Here is a 19,882-nt window from a genome sequence, read left to right on the forward strand (position 1 = left end):
TATGCTTCGCCCCCAGTGCGGTCAAGCGAGCATCTCAAATTGATGACCAAATTGTATGCTTCGTAACCGGTTGTGACCGATCAATCGACCAATGGTTCAGGCCAGCTGACAACCCGGAAAAACCCTCCGGACACCCGCATCAAGTGCCCACTCTGCCTATGCAGCAATACCAGGAGGAACGCTAGAAACAGTAGACCAGATCGCGACGCCGGCCACCCGATCACCAGTCAGCGGGTCTGATCGGCGCCCTCTTCCTGCCGCGGTGTGGACTGACGTATTGCTTCTTCTATTACCGGGCGCATGCTGGTGAGCGCCTCCTGAAGCTTTGACAGGCCACCATCACCGCTGCGCTCCCGCCACTGCACACCCAGGCCGCTGTCGTTTGCATAAACTGCGCTCACGTCTGCCGGCAACATACCGAGCAGCTCTTTCAGTGCCGAGCGAGCGGCCTCCGGGGCCTCGCGGCCGTTGCGCCAATCCCACACACCGTCAAAGTGCATCTCGTGCTCCATACGCTGTAACTCCAGCCCCCAACCCGTCTGCAGACGGCGCGGGTTGCGCCACTGGGAGAAATACACCGCGGCATTGCCCTGCCCCTGGGAGGCGGGCAACGGCTGCATCTGCACCTTCATGCCCGACGAGGCCGCACGCTGGCGCAGCTCTGCGAGCTTGCGGTCGCGGCTACTGGGTTTCAGCCACATGACGGGGCCGATCACCAGGGCGACGGCGAAAAAAATAACGACAATTGGCAACCAGCTGGCCATGATGAGTTTTCCCTGTCAATTGATGAACTTGTGTGCAACTCAGCGCGGTTAGCGCAGAATCCCTTTCGGGGCACGCATTTTTCTCCGCAAGCTGGCGGTTGTGTCAAGTCCGTTTTTTTAAAGTAGACTCAATAAAGTGACCGGGCTTGAGGTATCTGCCCGCACCCATACAGTTAACATACTCAAGAAACTTACCCAAACCGCGGGGGCCCCATGGCAGGCTACAACAACATTCTGGTTGGACTGGACCTCTCTGAAGAATCCTCTCAGGTATTGGATCGCGCAGCGGAGCTCGCCGCATGCAGCGGCGCGCAGATGAGTCTCGCGCACATCATCGAACCCCTGACCTTCGCCTATGGCGGCGATGTTCCCATGGACCTGTCAGAAGTCCAGGAACAGCTGCAAAACCAGGCCAAGGAACAACTGCGCAAAGCCGCAGCAAACCTGAATATCCCGGCAGACCGCCAGCATGTGCTGCTGGGACAGCCGGCAACGGAAATCCACCGGTTGGCAGAGGAGTCCGGCTGCGATCTGATTGTCATTGGTAGTCACGGCCGTCACGGGCTGGCCCTGCTGCTGGGCTCAACCGCGAATGGGGTGTTGCACGGTGCGGGGTGCGACGTACTCGCAGTGCGCGTGCACGCACCAAGCGAATAAAAACGGGGGCCAGCGCCCCCGAAATGATTTTATTACTCAAAGCGCTCATCGCCGCGAGCGGTTACATGCTGTCCAGTTCTGCCCAACGCTCGAACGCCTCTTCCAGCGCCAGCTGCACATCCGCCAGCGCTTGCAGGCGCTGCTGCACCGTGTCGCTGTCCTGCTGGTAAAAATCCGGTGCCGCCATTTCTTCCTCAAACGCCGCAATTTCATTTTCCAGCGACTCGATTTTTGCCGGCAAAGCATCCAGTTCGCGCTGCAGTTTGTAACTGAGCTTTTTACTCTTCTCCGGCTTGGGCTTGCTCTCCGCCTGCGGCTCAGGCTTTTCTGACACGGCTTCCGCCGCGCCCTGCTTGCGAGTCCTGAGCTGCTCTTCCGCACTGAGGAAGCGTCCTTCCTGGCGAACGAAGTCCTGGTAACCACCGACGTACTCGCGCACCACGCCGTCCCCTTCGAATGCCAGGCAGCTCTCCACCACATTGTCGAGGAAGGCACGGTCGTGGCTCACCAGTAACACGGTACCGGAGAAATCCATCAGCAGCTGCTCGAGCAGCTCCAGGGTCTCCACATCCAGGTCGTTGGTCGGTTCGTCCAGCACCAGGATATTTGCCGGCTGGCTAAAGAGCTTGGCCAGCAATGCTCGATTGCGCTCGCCGCCACTCAGGGAGCCCACTTTGGTACGCGCTTTCACGCCGGTGAACAGGAAATCACTGAGGTAAGACATCACGTGGCGACTGCTGCCGCCCACGTCGATGTTTTCACGGCCCTCGGCGATATTATCCACTACCGTGAGGTCCGGATTGAGCGTGTCGCGACGCTGGTCAAAGTACGCCACCTGCTGCTTGGTACCGAGGCGGATATTGCCGCTTTGCGGTTCGATATCCCCCAGCAAAAGGCGAATCAGGGTACTTTTACCAGCGCCATTGGGGCCGATCAGGCCGACCTTGTCGCCCCGCATCAGGGTGAAATCCAGATCGCGGATCAGCGGCGCAGCATCACCTTCGAAGCCGAAAGTAACGCCTTTCAGTTCCGCCACCAGCTTGCCAGAACGCTCGCCCGAGTCCAGCGCCATCTTCGCCACACCCTGGCGCTCGCGCCGCGCCTGACGTTCCCGGCGCAGGGCCTGCAGCGCCCTCACCCGCCCCTCGTTACGGGTGCGGCGCGCCTTGATACCCTGGCGGATCCAGGTTTCTTCCTGCGCCAGTTTTTTATCGAACAGCGCGTCGTTGCGCGCCTCTTCCTCCAGCAGCTTTTCCTTTTCCTGCTGGTAGCGATCAAATGGACAATTGAATACCCGCAGGCGGCCGCGATCCAGGTCCCACACGGAAGTCGCCAGTCTCTGCGCGAGGGCCCGGTCATGGCTCACAAACAACAGTGCGCCGCGATAAGTGGCGAGGAAATTCTCCAGCCACTCAACGGCCGCGATATCCAGATGGTTGGTAGGCTCATCGAGGATCAGCAGGTCAGGCTCGGTTACCAGGGCGCGGGCCAATGCCGCGCGGCGCTGCCATCCGCCCGAAAGGTCCATGACCCGTGCGCTTTCGTCCAGATCAAGCCGGTCAAGCACACTGTCGATCTTTGCCAGCAGCTCCCATCCGTGGGCGCTTTCGATTTTTGCCTGAAGGTCCGGGTCCAGATTCTCGCGGTATTGCGCCAGCCAGGTACCAACATCCCCCAGGCCCTCGGCCACGTAGCGGTATACGGTGTGTGTGCAATCCTCCGGCAACGCCTGTTCCAGAGTCGCCAGCACGGTACCACTCTGGCGGATGATCTCCCCTTCATCGGGATCTCCCCTGCCACCGATCAGGCTTAACAAGCTGGACTTGCCCTCGCCATTGCGCCCTACCAGACAGATCCGATCTCCACGCTCTATTTTCGCATCGACGTGATCCGCCAGCACCTGAACGCCATAGCGTAAACAAACGCCATCCAACTGAAGCAACATAAATAAGCACTACAATATTTCTGGGGCACCAGTATAAATCTACCGCGAGCGCGCTCGAAGGCGTCCGCCGTCACAGTTTTTACCGGTGCCGGGGTGAAAAAGGACATTTTACGCTTTATTCTGCTTCCTTCGAATAAGCGATTTCTCAATCGGGTTTTCAGTATGTCGATTGGCAGCACAGGACTCGCCATTCTTTTCATGGCACTGCTGGTTTCCAACCTCGCAGTTGGCGCCGAAGCACGTACGCAACAAGTAGCCAAAACCAGCCGTACCGCACCCTCGGTGGCGACTCCGCCCAAAGCGGAAAGCAAAGAGGTCAAGGCCGCCCAGGCCGCGGTCGCCAAAAGAGAGAAACTGCAGGAGGCGCGGCTTGCCATTGCCCGCAATGATCAGCGCCGCCTGAAACAGCTCAAGAAAGAGCTGAAAGACTACCCTTTGCTGCCGTATATCGACTACTGGAACATCAGCAAAAGGCTCTCACGCCTCCCTTATGACGACATCGACGCATTCCTCGAGAAATATGAGGGTACCGCCATCGGCGACTGGATGCGGGTGCGGGTGCTGCGTGAACTCGGCAGCCGCGAGCGCTTCCGCGCCTACCTGAAATACTACCGTCCTGACGAGATCCGCCGCACCCAGCTGCGCTGCTATTACGTCGATGCCCTGTCCCGCCACGGCGACAAGAAAGAGGCCTACGCGCTGATTGAAGAGCTGTGGACCGTGGGCGCCTCGCAACCGAAGGAGTGCGACCCCGCCTTCGCCCGCTGGATGAAAGATGGCGGCCTGACCCAGGATCGCGCCTGGCAACGCCACACCCTCTCGGTGCGGGCCGGCAACCTGGATCTGGCCAGTTTCATTGCACGCAGACTGGACAAAGACCGCGCAAAGCGCGCCGAACTGATGCGCTCTGTTTACCGCGATCCGGATCTCCTGCTCAATTACGAGCGCTTCACCGGGAAGGATCCCGATTACCGCGACATCGTTACCATCGGCCTGCGCCGTCTCGCCTCGCGGGATGCGCAAAAGACCAGTCAAGCCTGGCAACACTACAGCGCCAGCTACCTGTTCAATAACGAGGAGCGCGACCGCTTCCTGCGCTACCTCTCACTGCAGTTTGCCCGCCAGGATGACCAGAAGGGCCTGGAACAACTGATCAAATCAAATCCGGGATTTTTCGATCTGCGCACATCCGAGTGGTTGATCCGCCAGTCACTGCGCGAAATGGACTGGGCGCAGGTCGAGTTTTGGATCGATCAGCTGCCGGAAACCGACCAGAATTGGGACCGCTGGCTCTACTGGAAAGCCCGTGCGATCAACGAACAGCTCGGCTCACGCAACAAGAAGAAAGCCGAGCGCTCGGCACTGGCTCAGCAGCTATTGCAGAAAGCAGCGAAAGAGCGCAGCTACTACGGTTTTCTCGCCTCCGACACCCTCGGCAAGGACTACAGCTTTGTGGATCGCCCGGCGCCGATTACCCCCGAGCTGGTGAACAAGGTCGCGGCCCTGCCTGGAATGCAGCGTGCCGAGGAATTACAGGCGATCGGTGAGTTCTACCACGCCCGCCGGGAATGGGATTACGCCACCGACAAGATGACCACGGAAGAATTGATGACTGCGGGCAAGGTGGCGAGCTCCTGGGGCTGGTATCACAAGTCGATCCAATCGATCCTGGCAGCAGACTATTTGGATGACCTGGAGCTGCGATTCCCCCTCGCCTTTTCCGATATCGTCTCCGACGTGGCCGGTCGCATGGGCAAGAAAACCGCACTGGATTCCTATCTGGTGCTCGCGGTTGCCCGCCAGGAAAGCCATTTCAGCCACGATGCCAAATCCCATGCGGGCGCCATGGGCCTGATGCAACTGCTGCCCTCCACCGCCAGGGCCACGGCGCGCAAGGCCGGTGTTCCCTATCGCCGCAGTTGGGACCTGCTGAACCCCAGCACCAATATCAGCCTGGGCGCTTTCTACCTCAACTCGCTACTGAATCGTTTCGACAACAATCGCTTTCTCGCTGCCGCCGCATACAACGCGGGGCCGACGCGGGTTTCCCGCTGGCTCAAGGACACCGACAAGAAGCTGCCATTTGATATTTGGATCGAGACGATTCCCTACAGCGAGACCCGCAAGTACGTGCAGAACGTGCTGTCTTACTCGGTGATTTATGCCTACCGCAGCGGCGATAAGACGCAACTACTCAGGAAAAATGAGGCTGAGGCCAAACTGTAACCGGAACCGGAAGCCAGCAAGGCCCGTTTGAAGGCAGGAAAAGAAAAGAGAAAACGCGAAGAACTAGCTATCAGGCGCGGCCGAGCCGCGCCTGTAGCCACTGTGACAGCTCACTGGCGGTAAAGGGCCAGCAGAGTACATCCTCCACATCCCCCAGCCCCACCACCGGGATACTCCAGCCAAACAGCCTGGTCAGCTGCTCGTCGTCGGCGATATCCACCGACTCCAGACGCAGTTGATTAGCCTCCAGGACCGGCCAGATTTCTTCCTTGGCCTTCTCGCACAGGCTGCAGCCGAGCGTGGTGTACAGGATAAGCGCTCGGTCAGACACCGTTACACCAATCCCTGGCTCTGGGCCCAGAAGTAACCCGCTGCAGCCAGGCCTGCTGCCAGCGCGCAAATCCACAGCCAGCCGCGGCTGGCCGTTGCGGAATCTCCAGCCGAGGCGCTTGCATAGGTGCTGTTAGGGGCATCACCGTACCCTGAAGTATCAGGCTCCGATGTGGAGGCGGCGGCGTTGCGTGCCTGTCCGCGCTGCATCGCCTGATCCAGCGAGGCGCTTTGCCGCACGGACTCCGGCAAGGTGATCGCCTGGCGCACGGTGGTTTTGTCGATATCGTCCGCCGGACCCACCACACTGAAACTGAGGCTGTCGAAACGCAGCTCATCGCCACGGCGCACGCGACATTCCGTGACTCTCTGATTGTTCAGGTAGGTGCCATTGGCTGACCCTAGGTCGACCACAAACAGCAGTCCTTCGCGCACTTCCAGGCGGGCGTGGCGACGGGAAAGGTGGGACATGGCAAACGTGAGATCACACTCGTCAGATCGTCCCACAATGCTGGTTTCACGCACCGGAAACACACGGCCGACGATTGCCGGATGATTGGCGCGCAACGCCCAGGAAACATTGGCTGCGGCCCCGGCTGCCTTAAGGCGAGTCACCTTGGGGTCCACGACGGCGAGACTGCGCTCACCCAGCTGCACCCGGTCGTTGCGCGCCAGCCGACAGCTACCCTCCACCGGCTTGCCATTCACTGCCACCTGGCCGTTGCCGGCCAGGTTGTGCAGCTCAAGCTCTTCGCCATCTACCAGGATCTCCGCATGAAGCTTGGCGATCGAAGCATCGGATAGTGTCAGGTCACATTGACTGGCCCTTCCGATGGTCACCTTGGGAGCCACCAGCCATACGCTCTGGCTGGCATCTTTTACGTCACAAAGTTTCAACATTGTCCGGCTTCCTTAAAAGCACGCGAGGGTGTACAATTTTTAACCACCTCGTGACCACCCCTATCTTGTGTCGAGCCCAGTTGCTTAGAACACGCGATAGCCAGAGCCACAGGTATTGTCAGAGTATTCAGCCCAAACTTCTTTTTTCCGTCATCCAGACCAAATTGGTCCGGGTGAGTGGGATTTATGTCTGGCTAGTTTATCACGGCCAAATTCATTGGCCTGTGATTCCGTTTGCAGCTTACAATGCCCGTAGGCTCTAGTATGGAAGTGTAAAAACCGCATGGAATTGAGCGGTTTGGCGCTTTCGACAATAACGACAGGTAACAGGTAGTTGCATACCAGTGAGTGAAGCCAAAGTACGGGAACGCCCAAGTGGTGTGAGCCACCCCGCCATCAGCACAACGAAGCGCAGCGCGGGCGCCACTCATACCGGATACCGCCGCGAACAGAACGAGGACGCCTTCTGGGGCGACGAGGCCCGTGGCGTATGGGTAGTTGCAGATGGTCTTGGAGGCCACCAGGCCGGAGAGATCGCCAGCCAAACAGTGGTTGAAGAAATTCAACGGTCTTCCGCCACCGACCGCCATTACGAACAAGCCCTGCGGCGGGCCCACGCACTGCTGGTTGGTGACGAAAACACCGCAACCGCAATGGGCACTACCGCCGTGGTCGTGGCGGAAGATGGCGGTTACTTCCATATCTACTGGGTCGGCGACAGCCGCGCCTACCTCTGGACCCCGCCGGGAGAAAACACCGATCCCCACGGAAGCCTCAAACAGCTCACCGTCGATCACTCCTATGTGCAGATGCTGGTGGATTCCGGGGCGATCAACCAGGATGAAGCCGCCAGCCACCCGAACCGCCATGTCATTACCCGCTGCATTGGCGGCACCGCCAACCCCAGCCTTGAAATCGACCGCGCGTCATTTTCCTGGAATGCCGGACAAAAATTGCTGCTGTGTAGTGATGGCCTCAGTAATGATGTCAGCGAGGCCGAAATCTGCGAGGTACTCACCCGCAATCCGGACAACCAACGCGCCAGTGAATTTCTAATTGCCGCGGCACTGGATGCCGGCGGTCGCGACAATATCACCGTACAGGTGATCAGCTCTCCGCACAGCATTGCGCCAGATCGCGAAAATCAGAACTCCCGCACACCAACTGAGCAACCTGAGTCCCGCCAATTCTTTTCTGCCCGAGGCACAATAGTCGCCAGAGTCGCTACAATTGCGATTATTTTATCAATAAGTGCGTACGCGGCCTGGCAGCTGCTAAACGGATAAATTAGGAACGGGCTCGAATGGAAGTTGTCAGCAGCGGCACCGCCTCGCTGGAAATTCCCGGCTACCAGATCCTGAAGAAAATCAATCAGGGTGGCATGTCTACCGTCTATCTCGCCACCCAGCGCAGCATGGGACGGCAGGTAGCGCTTAAAGTCATGTCCCCGGTTTTGAACGCCGACCCCATTTTCAGTGAACGCTTCCAGCGCGAAGCCAATATCGTCGGCCAGCTTTCCCACCCCAATATCGTCGCCATTCACGACATCGGTCGCTACCGCAGCCTCAATTACATTGCCATGGACTACCTGCCAGGTGGTTCGGTTGCCGATGCATTGACCAAAGGCGCCCTCGAGCCCCTGGAAGCTCTGCACATCACCCGCCAGATTGCGATGGCACTGGATCACGCCAGCAACAAAGGCTATGTGCATCGAGACCTGAAACCGGAAAACATCCTGTTTCGCGAAGACGGCTCCGCGGTACTCACAGATTTCGGGGTGGCACGCGCCGTCGCCCGCACTACCCGCATGACCAATACTGGTATGGTGGTTGGCACACCGCACTATATGAGTCCCGAGCAGGCGCGCGGTGCCGCGGTAGATGGCCGCGCAGATCTCTATAGCCTCGGCGTCGTGTTTTACGAAATGCTCACCAGCGCGGTGCCCTTTCAGGCAGAAGAAGCGGTGGCCATTGCCATCAAGCACCTCACCGATCCGATTCCCCGCCTGCCAGCGCGCCACTCCCTGTACCAGGGGCTGATCGACGGCTTCCTGGCGAAAGATCCGGACCAGCGCTTCCAGCGCGGTCTCGACGTGGTGGATGCGATCGACCAGCTGCTGGCAGCGCTGGATGGCAAAACCCCGACGTCGACCACGAAGATGAGCAATACATCCGTGCGCGTCTCCAGCCTGCTGCGCGCGCTGCTGATGACGCTCTACGGAACCCTCAGCGACCGCGTCACCGCTGCCTGGGCACGATGGCGCGACAAGCCGATGCACCAGCAGAACCCGCGCGCGGAACAGCAGACAATCATGCGCATCCAGCAAGTGATGCAGCAGAGTGTGCCGATCAAACAGCGCTCGCGACATTTTGCGGGCCTGATCGTCGTCAGCCTGGTTCTGGTCTGGGTACTGTTCAGTCTGTTCAGCAACAAATTCCAGTGGCAGAGCGAGTCCGGCCTGGTAAACGATGCCGTGGACATCACCTCAGATATCCTGCTGCCGGCTCCTGCGCCAGGTAGTGACAGTGCGCAACCCACTGACAAGTCCATCCCCGGGCCACTGCAATCCGCTGACGCGGATGAGGCCCGCCAGCTGCGCCCGGTGATGCGCAGCGAACAAACGACCGCACCGCCCGCACAAGTGCCGACTGCAACAAGCTCGGGCGCTCAGTCCATTGTCGCGGATTCCCCCAGACAGCCACCCGCTGCAGATGCACTTTCAGCACAGCCCCAAGAGCAAGGCGTGGTGCAGGACGAGCCTCCAGTAGAGGAACAGGTTCCCACCTACTCCCTGAAGGTGTCGGTAAAACCCAAAGATGCACGCATTCGCATCATGAACATCGTGCCGCGCTACACGCCCGGCATTGCGCTGGAGCCGGGACGTTACGATATTGAAGTGAGCAAGGCCGGATACAGCAGCGTGCGCCGCTGGATAGAGATCGACAATGCAGATGTGAATCTGGCCGTACAACTGGAACGCAAGTTTTTCCCGGGCAGGAGCTTCCAGTCACCACTCGCCTCCGGCGGCAAAGGTCCTGAAATGGTGGTGGTCTCCCCCGGTAAATTCACCATGGGCAACAAGCGTCGTCCGTTTACCAGCCCGGAACATAAAATCACCATCGATCGTCCCTACGCCATTGGCGCCCACGAAGTGACGTTCAATGATTACGATCGCTACGCCAAAGCCACCGGCCACTCACTGCCTTCAGATGAAAACTGGGGCCGGGGCAATCGTCCGGTAATCAATGTGAGCTGGCAGGACGCCCGGGACTACGCCGAATGGGTGAGCGAGCAGACCGGGCAGAAATACCGTCTGGCCAGTGAAGCCGAGTGGGAATTTGCTGCCCGCGGCGGAACCGATTCTCCCTTCTGGTGGGGCGACGGCAGCGCCAAGGGCAAAGCCAACTGTCGCCGCGGGTGCGCCAGTGAATTCAATTCCCTGTTCAGTATTTCCAGTGCACCGGTGGGTAATTACAAGGCCAACCCCTACGGCCTGTACGATACCGCAGGCAATGTGGGGGAGTGGGTGCAGGACTGCTTCCTCGGTGACTTCACCAATCACCGCAATGACGCGCGACCGGTTCAGTTGAAAAACTGCGACCTGCGCGTGATCCGCGGCGGCTCCATGCGTGAGCCTCTGCGCAACATCACCTCGGATTACCGCACCGGTCTCAGCGAGCGGGCTGCCTCAAAAGAAGTGGGCTTCCGTTTGGTAATGGAGCTTTGAGCAAAGCTCCATCACCTTCCCTCAACAGTTAACGCGCTTTGATTTCCCACACGTTGTGTATCTTCGGATTGCGCTGAAAATCCTTGTCCAGCAGTCTGGATGACAGGTTCTCCACGGCAAATTCCTGCTGCACGTCACTGTCCATTTTGAAACTGCGCAGATTGTTCGAAAATAGCAGGGTGCCACCCGGGCGCAGCAAAGCCATACACTGGCGAACCAGATCAGCATGATCCCGCTGGATATCCAGCACCCCACGCATTTTCGCGGAGTTGGAAAAGGTGGGGGGATCGAGAAATATCACATCGTAGTGACCACGACGATTCTGCTGGGCCGCTTCCAGCCACTGCAGACAATCCGCCTCGATCAATTGATGCCGATACGGGTCCAGCCCGTTCTGGCGATAATTGCGCTGCGCCCAGGCCTGGTAGGTTTTGGACAGATCCACACTGGTACTTTCACTACTGCCACCCAGCGCGGCCTGCACCGTGGCAGTTGCCGTATAACAGAAGAGGTTAAGCAGTTTTTTGCCCGCCGCGAGCTTCTTCAGGTACTGGCGAACCGGGCGATGATCCAGAAACAGGCCGGTATCCAGGTAATCCCACAGATTGATTTCCAGCTGGGCCCCGTATTCGTCCACCCAGAAAGATTGCGCGGCCTCGCCCCGCTTCTGGTACTGGCTACCACTGTCTTTATGGCTGTGGCGACGACGCTCCTTGATGGAAACATTACGCCCCGGCAACTCCAGCACATGGCGGGTTGCCCGCACCAGTTCGGACAAACGCGCGCGGGCCTTTTGCTCGGGAATATTGGCGGGCGCGCGATATTCCTGAATATGCGCGTAAGTCTGCCCTTCTACAGATTCATAAATATCGATGGCAGCGGCGTACTCCGGCAGATCGGCATCGTAAAGACGATAGCAGGTTATACCGTTCTTCCGAGCCCATTTACCCGTATTGCGCAGGTTCTTCTGCAGCCGATTGGCCACCATTTGCGCCTCTTCGGAAAGTCGCGGCGCTGCCCGCCCGCTGCCGTCTCCGCCGTTGGCCGCGTCCGATTGCTGGTGGATATCAAACAACAGCAGCTGACTCGGGATACTGCCGTTAAACAACTTGTACTGTTTATGGGAGCGCAAGCCTGTGGAATGGCACAGTTCGGGGTTACCGGTAAAGATTCCAGCCTTCCAACCGCCAAATTCCTGCTTCAACTGACGCCCCAACTCCGCATAGGTTTCCCGCAGCTCTTCCTGCTCGCCGAGACGCTCACCGTAAGGCGGATTGGTGATTACCAGGCCCGGTTTTACCTGTCGATGACTGGGCACCTTGAATGCGGCAACGGGACGGCAACTTACACGCACATGTTTTTCAAGCCCGGCACGGGCGATATTCGACTCCGCCGCGAACAACACCTTGGCGTCCGCATCGTATCCGCGAATTTCGGGTAGAGGCTTTGCCAACCCCTCCGCGCGTCTTTGCAAGGCTTCTTCCCGCAAAGGCAGCCACAGATCATTCTGGTGGTTGAGCCAGCGCTCAAACCCAAACCCCTCGCGCATCAACCCGGGCGCGACGTCTGCGATCATCAGAGCCCCTTCCACGAGAAAGGTACCGGACCCGCACATGGGATCGAGCAGCGCACCGCCCTCTTCCGCAATACGCGGCCAACCCGCACGCATCAGCAATGCGGCGGCGAGGTTTTCCTTCAGCGGCGCAGCGCCGATATGGGTGCGATAACCGCGGCGGTGCAGACTGTCGCCACACAGGTCGATGGCGATCTCAAGGTTGTCGCGATGCAGACGCAGCATCACTGACAAATCCGGATCCCGCTTGTCGACATCCGGGCGCGCCCCGGTCGCCTGGCGCAAACGGTCGACAATCGCATCCTTGGCTTTCTGCCCACCAAACTGACTGTTGCGTATCTCGCGGTTGGTACCGGAGAAGTTCACCCACAACACACCGGTCGGACTGATGTGCTCTTCCCAGGGAACCGCCACCACCGCGCGATAGAGGTCTTCGGCGTTTTCAACACGCGCCTGTCCCACATTGAGCAGTACCCGGTTGGCAATCCGGCTCCACAGGCAGATGCGGTAAGCCATTGCCAGATCTGCAGAAAAGCGGACGGCGGCCGGCTGCTCGCGCTCGACGGCTGCGCCAAGGGAGCGCAGTTCGTCAGCCAGCACGTTTTCCAGCCCCTTGGGGCAGGTGGCGGTAAAGGGAAACTTGGCAGTCAAAAGATGAATCTCTATCGGTTAATGGCGATTTTGGCTATCTGGCCCCGGTCAATCTGGCCAAGGGGCTGTTCAGGTGGCGCAAGCATACCGGAAACCGGTACAGCATTCTCCCAATCCCGGCCGGGGCGAGAACAGTTGCCGCCGGCCTAGACGGATTGTTCCTAAAGCCGTGGGTTTTCAGAAAAAACTGTTCGTTCCGGCGCCGCTTGCGATCTGCTTTACTGCAACTCTTCTCGCCGGGCAGCTTCCACCATAAGCTGGAAAGTGCGCAGGGGGAAAAATGTTGATCCCGATCGCAGATACTGATCGTCAATACTGAAGATCGAAGTCAAAAAAAAGCTCGAGGTACCCTATCTATGAAACGCCAAAAACGTAATCCCAACGATAGAGCTTTCCACAAAGGTTACGTTGCCGCCATGGAAGGTAGAAACCACGACAGCTGTCCCCACGAAAACGGATCGCTACACCAGGAGTGGGTTAATGGCTGGCGCCAGGGCCGGCAAGACTATTGGAGCGGTTTCGGACCCGCCGCGCAGGCACAGCGAATGGTCAATATGTAACGCGTATTGGCAACTACAAGCGACCACCGGTTTCCCTTGAATCACGGGCAATACCCAGCTATCACTTAATTAAGTGGTAGGAAAGTTACCGATGGCTCAAAAGCCCTTCATGGTTTTGCTCAAATACCGTTTGTCACGTGCTTGTTGAGCAAAAAAATCCCGGGACAACCCGGGATTTTTTTTGCCGCTCTGACAGTCATATGCTTCCGGATTTCGGAAGGTATCCCTGAAGATCAATCCCGGGATACCACCCTGCCCTTGTGCAATTCGGCAATGGCCGCAGCCGCTTCACGAATGACCGCAGGTCCACGGTAAATAAACCCGGAATAAATCTGTACAGCGGTCGCGCCGGCACGGATCTTCTCCGCAGCGGACTCACCGTCAAAAATCCCGCCGACACCGATAATGGGAATCTCCCCATCCAGGGCCTTTGCCAGAATGCGGATGACTTCGGTGGAGCGCTCAGCCAGTGGACGTCCGCTCAGGCCGCCCTCCTCGGAGCCGAACTTCAGGTTTGCCACCGAGGATTTATCGATGGTGGTGTTGGTGGCAATTACGCCATCGATCTCGTGATCGCGCAGTGTTTTCGCCACCTGCTCAATCGCCTCTGCATTCATATCCGGAGCAATCTTCACGGCCAGCGGTACATAGCGATCGTGTTCAGCCGCCAGCGCCTGCTGCTTTTCTTTCAGCGCCTCGAGCAACTTGCTCAGGCTATCGCCGAACTGCAGGTCACGCAGGCCCTTGGTGTTCGGGGAAGATACGTTGGCTGTGATGTAGTCGGCGTGAGCGTAGACTTTTTCCATGCACAGGCAATAGTCATCGGCCGCGTTTTCTACGGGCGTGTCGAAGTTCTTGCCGACATTGATGCCCAGCACACCGGAGTAGCGTCGGCGCTTGACCCGTTCCAGCAGGTAGTCGACGCCCTCGTTATTGAAGCCCATCCGATTGATGATGGCTTCAGCTTCCGGCAAGCGGAACAGGCGCGGTAGCGGGTTACCCGGTTGCGGGCGCGGAGTCACCGTCCCCACTTCCACAAACCCGAAACCCAATGCACCAAGGCCATTAAATGCCTGCGCATTCTTGTCCAGACCGGCGGCGAGCCCCACGGGATTGGGCAGCGTCAGCCCCATCAGTTCAACCGGGTCGTCCGGAATCTGGCGGGCAAACAACGACATGAGACCGAGGCGCTCCGCTGCGCCGATGGCATCGAGTGAAAGGTGGTGTGACCGCTCCGGGTCAAGCGCAAACAGGGCTTTGCGCATATGCTGATACATGGGCTTCCCTTGGGTTCCAATAGGTTCCGTCCTTCACCCGCCCGGCGCACTTGACGGTGCACCGCGGGGGGAGAAGTCACTGCTGTACTGGTGCTGCACTTTGTCGGCAACTGCACGACAAGGTGACCGGTATCGAGACCGGCGCCCGCACACCTGGGTGCGGGCGCGCCTATTGTACGGCTTTCTCTGGCAGATTGCTGGCGGCAGGCACCGCCAGCTCTACTAGCCCGCTAGCGTCTCCTGGTCGGAGGTTGCGTTCGCCAGGTACATCAGCTCCCGCAATGCGACAGTGAACATGGCAAAGTCACCATGCGGGGAAGCCTTGAGCTCTTTGAGCAGGCTTTCCCAGCGCTGGATCGGCTGCGCCATGACTTCGACCCAGCGCTCCACTGCAGTTTCCACATCCAGGCCGTCATCTCCGGCAATACGCAGCAGGTGGATGGCAAGACGCGAAAGCTGGCTGTCGAGATCATCCATACTGGTTTCCCGTGCCTGGGACTCCCAGTAGCTCTCTGCGGGCAGGTCGATAATCTGGTTGCCAAACCAGTAAAGGCCCAGTCTGTCCGCCAGCGCAAAGTAGATTTTCGCCACCTCTTCCACCGGCCGGTCGCTTACCCGCGCGGATTCGGAAATTCCCAACGCAGAGAACAGGTAGGTGGGCGAGGCTGCCAGCAGTGCCAGTTTTTCCGGCACTTTGGATTCCAGCAGGAATTCATGACGAGCCTTCCACTCGCGCAGGGGTTCACCACTCAATACTTCCGGCAGTGCCCGAATAACCCGCTGTACCGGCTCCTGAAACAGCGCGCACTCCTGCGCTGGATCCAGTTCCCCGCGGCGATTGCGCACAAACCAGCGCGTCGCCCGACGCACCCGGCCGATCATGGAGTTCATCAGCTGCATCTGCAGCTCTGCGGGCACCTGGTAGTCCAGCTGGGAAACGCCTTCCTGGAACTCCGGCATCAGGTAAACATCGCGCGCGCTGATATAGGCCGCGGCGATATTATCGATACCGGCACCGGTGGCGCCGTGAATACGGTGGTAAAAAGTAATCCCCATGCTGTTGACCATTTCATTGGCCACCTGGGTAGACACGATTTCCCGACGCAGCTGGTGGTCGTAGACCAGCCCGCGATAGCGGGCCACGAGGGCCGGCGGGAAGGCAGATTCCACCGCTTCCTGCACCTGCTCGTTATCGATGATATTCGCGTGCAGCAATTCCTCTTTCAATTTCACTTTGACATAGGAAATCAGCACGGACAGCTCCGGACGGGTCAGGTACTGGCCCTTGTTCTGGCGCTCGTTCAGGATCTCGTTATCCGGAATGAACTCCAGCGCACGACGCAGACGTCCCTCGGATTCCAGTGCGTTGATCGTGCGGCGGTACTCGTCAAAGCGGTCGCCCACCTGATACGCCGCCACGCTCAGGGCGCGGGTCTGGTTGTAGTTGTTGTCCAGCACCAGCTCGGCTACGGATTCGGTCATTTCCTCCAATAGCTGGTTGCGCTGCTTGTCGGTGAGATCGCCGTTGGCAACCACCTTATCCAGCAGGATTTTGATATTTACCTCGTGGTCGGAACAGTCCACGCCACCGGCATTGTCGATAAAGTCGGTGTTACAGCGCCCGCCGTTCAGGGAGAACTCGATACGCCCGCGCTGGGTCATGCCCAGGTTGCCGCCTTCACCAAACACTTTACAGCGCAGCTGGTTGCCATTGACCCGCAGGTTGTCATTGGACTTGTCCCCTACCTGAGCGTGGCTCTCACCACTGCCCTTCACATAGGTGCCGATACCGCCGTTCCAGATCAGGTCAACCGGTGCCTTGAGCATCGCGCTGATCAGTTCATTGGGTGTCAACTGATCCTCGGTAATGGCAAATGCTTCCTGCATTTCCGGTGTGATTTTCACGGACTTGGCGCGGCGCTCGATAATGCCACCGCCTTTTGAGATCAGGCTCGGGTTGTAGTCTGCCCAACTGGAACGGGGCATTTCGAACAGTCGCTTGCGCTCGTGGAAGCTGCTGGATGCATCCGGGTTCGGGTCGACAAAAATGTGCAGGTGGTTAAAGGCACCCTTCAGGCAGATATGCTCGGACAACAACATGCCGTTGCCGAATACGTCGCCGCCCATATCACCCACACCGATGACCGAGAAATTCTCGGCCTGCACATTGATACCCATTTCGCGGAAATGGCGCTGCACGGAGACCCAGGCACCGCGCGCGGTGATACCCATTTTCTTGTGGTCATAACCGTTACTGCCGCCAGAGGCGAAGGCATCACCCAGCCAGAATCCGTATTCAGCGGCAATGCCGTTGGCGATATCCGAGAAGGTGGCGGTACCCTTGTCCGCAGCCACGACCAGGTAGGGGTCATCCTCGTCCCGGCGGATCACCCGCTCCGGTGCCACGACCTCTCCATCTACCAGGTTGTCGGTGATATCCAGCAAGCCGCGGATAAACGTCTTGTAACAGCGGATACCGGATTCGATAAACGCCTCACGGCTGTTGTCCGCCGGTGGCTTGCGCACCACGAAACCGCCCTTTGCACCGCTGGGCACGATGACCGCGTTCTTTACATTCTGGGCCTTCACCAGACCGAGCACTTCGGTACGGAAATCTTCCAGTCGGTCGGACCAGCGCAGACCACCGCGGGCGACCTTGCCGCCGCGCAGGTGCACACCCTCGACCTGCGGCGAATACACGAAGATCTCGAATTCGGGGCGCGGCTCCGGAATATTCGGAATATCCCGCGGGCTGAATTTGATGGCGATGTAATCCTTGGGCTGATCCTGATCATCCAGCTGGAAGAAGTTGGTGCGCAGGGTTGCCCGAATCAACTCGAGGTAGCGGCGGATCACCTGGTCTTCGTTGAGGTTGTCTACCCCATCGAGTCCATCGTGAATCTTTTTGATCAGGCGCTCTACCCGGGACTGGTCGTTGCGGTCCGCGGAATTGATACGCGGATCGAACATGGCCCGGAACAGGGCGACCAGGTTGCGGGTGATTTCCACATGGTTGGCCAGGGTCGCGGCGATGTACGACTGGCTGGCACTGAATTTGGTCTGCTTGAGGTAGCGCGCGTAGGCACGCAGCATGGTGACTTCGCGCCAGTTGAGACGCGCTGCCAGCACCAGTCGGTTGAACGAATCGCTCTCCGCCACGCCGTCCCAGATAGCGGCAAACGCATCCTGGAACAGGGAGCGCGAGGCCTGGGCATCAACACGGGTGGGCAGGCCGAATTCCAGGTGGAACTCGTGCATCCAGACATCCTGCTGCCCTTGCGGACGGATGGTATAGGGGAACTCACCCATGACACGCAGGCCCAGGTGCTCCAGCACCGGGATCACATCGGACAGGGTCAGGCCGCTACCGATATTGAATACCTTGAAGCGCAGGCTGCCGGGCTCTGCCCCCACCGGCTGGTAGAAGCTCATGGCGACGCGATTGTTCTCGCTGAGCTCCTGGATGGAAATCACATCCTGCACGGCGATACGCGGCTCAAAGTCCTCGCGGTAACCCGCCGGGAAGGCCTGTCCGAAGGTGCCGATCAGACGGCTGCCCTCTTCCTCGCCATGGGTTTCGATCAGGGATCTATGGAATACATCTTCCCAGCTGCGGGTTATATCCACGATTTGCGCCTCCAGTCGCGCTACGTCAAATTCCACGGGCTCGTTGGGGTCTACACGGAAAACGAGGTGTACCCGGGCAAGAATCGATTCAGAAAAATAGGTCGTAAAATCGGAGTCCAGTGCGTTGATCGCATGCGCGATGCGGTCGCTGATCTTTTCACGCACAGCACTGTTGAACTGGTCCCTGGGCACATACACCATGGCAGAGACGAACTTGCCAAACGGGTCCTTGCGCATAAACAGGCGCAAGCGGGCACGCTCATTCATCGCCAGCACGCCCAGGGTGGTCTCGTACAGCTCGCGGGTGCTGCTCTGGAAGAGCTCATCCCGCGGCAGGGTATCAAGGATCCGCTTCAGCGCCTTGCCATCGTGGCTGTTGGGCGCCAGGCCGCTCTGCTCGATCACCGAAGCCAGCTTGCGGCGGATAATCGGGATCTTTGACGGGCTTTCGGTATACACCGGTGAGGTGTAGAGGCCCATAAAGGCGGATTCGCCGATCACCTCACCGGCGGCATCGTAGCGCTTGATACTCACGTAGTCGGAGTAAGCCGCCCGATGCACCCGGGATTTCACTGAAGATTTTGCGAAAGTGAGAAAGTTCGGCCCTTGATAGAACCGCTGCTTGCCCTCGTTGAAGGCGTATTCCGGCGTCGGCTCCGCATGTTGCTGCAGGTTCTTGAAAATACCCTGGCGGCGGCTCTCCACCTCACACAGTACTTTCTTGTCCCCCTGCTGGCAGAACTCGTATTCCCGGTAGCCGAGGAAGGTAAAGTTTCCGTCGCGCATCCACTGCAGGAACGCGCCCGCCTCCTCCAGGTTGGCGTCGTTATCCGCGAGGCCCGCGTGCAGCTGGTCTTCCATCGCCGCGCAGGTATCCAGCATCGGCACATAGTCATCGACCACCAGCTCTACATCGCTGAGGATCTCTCTGAGGGAGCGGCTGAGTTCTGACGCGTGGGAGGCCGAGGTGTCGAGGTTGATTTCCAGGTATATCAGCGCTTCACTGGTCACCGAGGGATCGTCCTGGCGCGCCTCTTCGCTCTGGCATACCGGGGGAAGCAGCTGCTGCAGGCGTCCGTCATCGCCGCGCTGCATGTGCATCACGGTGCTTTTGATGGAGTGAATGACGGTATTGCGCCGGTTGATTTCCATACGCACCGAGTCGACCAGGAACGGCATATCGCGCTGAAGTACGCAAACTGCGGTGTGGGAACATTCCCAGCCGTGCTCTTCCAGCCGGGGATTGAACACCCGGATCTTCGGCTCTCCGGCAGCGCGCTGCTGGATGAAGTCCCAACAGGTGTAGATACACCCGTAAATATCCGCCAAGCGCCGTCCCGCCAGGTCTTCCAACGGGTACTGGTTCAGGAACTGTGCGGCAAAGGCCGCTACCGGGCCCGCCTTTTCGCCCAGTTTTTCACCTATGATCCCACTGACCTGCGCCAGCAGCTCCTCCCGGCTATCGGTTATGACCGTCGCCATATTCACGTGCTTCCTCCCATCGCCGCGCGACCGCATTCGCGCGTCAGAATGCTACATTTGCTGAATCAAGGTAGAACAAAACGTCAGAATAATTGTCTACTCTGCTGTCTTTTGGGTTGCCCGAACCGGCACAGCGGTTGCCTCACGGCGATTCGCCGCTAAA

At 58.8% G+C, this 19,882-nt stretch carries 12 protein-coding genes; 5 read left to right on the forward strand and 7 right to left on the reverse strand.

The features are described from left to right. Positions 1-227: 227 nt before the first annotated feature. On the reverse strand, positions 228-764 hold the full coding sequence (locus ACONT6_RS09290; protein WP_428821420.1) for a hypothetical protein: 537 nt from the start codon (positions 762-764) through the stop codon (positions 228-230). 213 nt (positions 765-977) lie between these two features. Here ACONT6_RS09290 and ACONT6_RS09295 point away from each other — a divergent pair, with 213 nt between their 5' ends. Then, complete coding sequence (locus ACONT6_RS09295) at positions 978-1,421, forward strand: universal stress protein (RefSeq protein WP_428821421.1); 444 nt, start codon at positions 978-980, stop codon at positions 1,419-1,421. 61 nt (positions 1,422-1,482) lie between these two features. Here the strand turns inward: ACONT6_RS09295 and ACONT6_RS09300 are convergent, their stop codons facing one another. Beyond that, a complete protein-coding gene (locus ACONT6_RS09300; RefSeq protein WP_428821422.1) occupies positions 1,483-3,366 on the reverse strand; it encodes an ATP-binding cassette domain-containing protein in 1,884 nt (627 codons plus the stop codon). A gap of 162 nt (positions 3,367-3,528) precedes the next feature. On the opposite strand from ACONT6_RS09300, the gene ACONT6_RS09305 reads away from it, so the two are divergent. Then, positions 3,529-5,592, forward strand: coding sequence for a transglycosylase SLT domain-containing protein (locus tag ACONT6_RS09305; RefSeq protein WP_428821423.1), 2,064 nt, complete (start codon positions 3,529-3,531; stop codon positions 5,590-5,592). Positions 5,593-5,662: 70 nt separating this feature from the next. On the opposite strand, the gene ACONT6_RS09310 is transcribed toward ACONT6_RS09305, so the two are convergent. Together ACONT6_RS09310 and ACONT6_RS09315 are read right to left on the reverse strand one after the other, a co-directional pair. After that, positions 5,663-5,923, reverse strand: coding sequence for a glutaredoxin family protein (locus tag ACONT6_RS09310; protein ID WP_428821424.1), 261 nt, complete (start codon positions 5,921-5,923; stop codon positions 5,663-5,665). Between the two features lie 2 nt (positions 5,924-5,925). After that, on the reverse strand, positions 5,926-6,822 hold the full coding sequence (locus tag ACONT6_RS09315) for an FHA domain-containing protein (RefSeq protein WP_428821425.1): 897 nt from the start codon (positions 6,820-6,822) through the stop codon (positions 5,926-5,928). 344 nt (positions 6,823-7,166) lie between these two features. Here ACONT6_RS09315 and ACONT6_RS09320 point away from each other — a divergent pair, with 344 nt between their 5' ends. Together ACONT6_RS09320 and ACONT6_RS09325 are read left to right on the forward strand one after the other, a co-directional pair. Beyond that, the gene (locus ACONT6_RS09320; protein ID WP_428821426.1) at positions 7,167-8,108 is read left to right on the forward strand and encodes a PP2C family protein-serine/threonine phosphatase; all 942 of its coding nucleotides are present in this window, start codon (positions 7,167-7,169) and stop codon (positions 8,106-8,108) included. A gap of 17 nt (positions 8,109-8,125) precedes the next feature. Beyond that, positions 8,126-10,549 (forward strand): protein kinase domain-containing protein, encoded by a 2,424-nt coding sequence (locus ACONT6_RS09325; RefSeq protein WP_428821427.1) that lies wholly within the window; start codon positions 8,126-8,128, stop codon positions 10,547-10,549. 28 nt (positions 10,550-10,577) lie between these two features. On the opposite strand, the gene rlmKL is transcribed toward ACONT6_RS09325, so the two are convergent. Further along, positions 10,578-12,773, reverse strand: a complete 2,196-nt coding sequence (gene rlmKL / locus ACONT6_RS09330; protein ID WP_428821428.1) for a bifunctional 23S rRNA (guanine(2069)-N(7))-methyltransferase RlmK/23S rRNA (guanine(2445)-N(2))-methyltransferase RlmL — start codon at positions 12,771-12,773, stop codon at positions 10,578-10,580. 356 nt (positions 12,774-13,129) lie between these two features. Here rlmKL and rmf point away from each other — a divergent pair, with 356 nt between their 5' ends. Beyond that, positions 13,130-13,333: a ribosome modulation factor gene (gene rmf / locus ACONT6_RS09335; protein ID WP_078085561.1), complete on the forward strand. Its 204-nt coding sequence runs from the start codon at positions 13,130-13,132 to the stop codon at positions 13,331-13,333. A gap of 233 nt (positions 13,334-13,566) precedes the next feature. On the opposite strand, the gene ACONT6_RS09340 is transcribed toward rmf, so the two are convergent. Both ACONT6_RS09340 and ACONT6_RS09345 read right to left on the reverse strand, forming a co-directional pair. Further along, positions 13,567-14,610, reverse strand: a complete 1,044-nt coding sequence (locus ACONT6_RS09340) for a quinone-dependent dihydroorotate dehydrogenase (protein ID WP_428821429.1) — start codon at positions 14,608-14,610, stop codon at positions 13,567-13,569. Positions 14,611-14,832: 222 nt separating this feature from the next. Further along, the gene (locus ACONT6_RS09345; RefSeq protein ID WP_428821430.1) at positions 14,833-19,719 is read right to left on the reverse strand and encodes an NAD-glutamate dehydrogenase; all 4,887 of its coding nucleotides are present in this window, start codon (positions 19,717-19,719) and stop codon (positions 14,833-14,835) included. Between the last annotated feature and the right edge of the window lie 163 nt (positions 19,720-19,882).

Source organism: Microbulbifer sp. MCCC 1A16149, from assembly GCF_050368945.1.
GTDB lineage: Bacteria > Pseudomonadota > Gammaproteobacteria > Pseudomonadales > Cellvibrionaceae > Microbulbifer.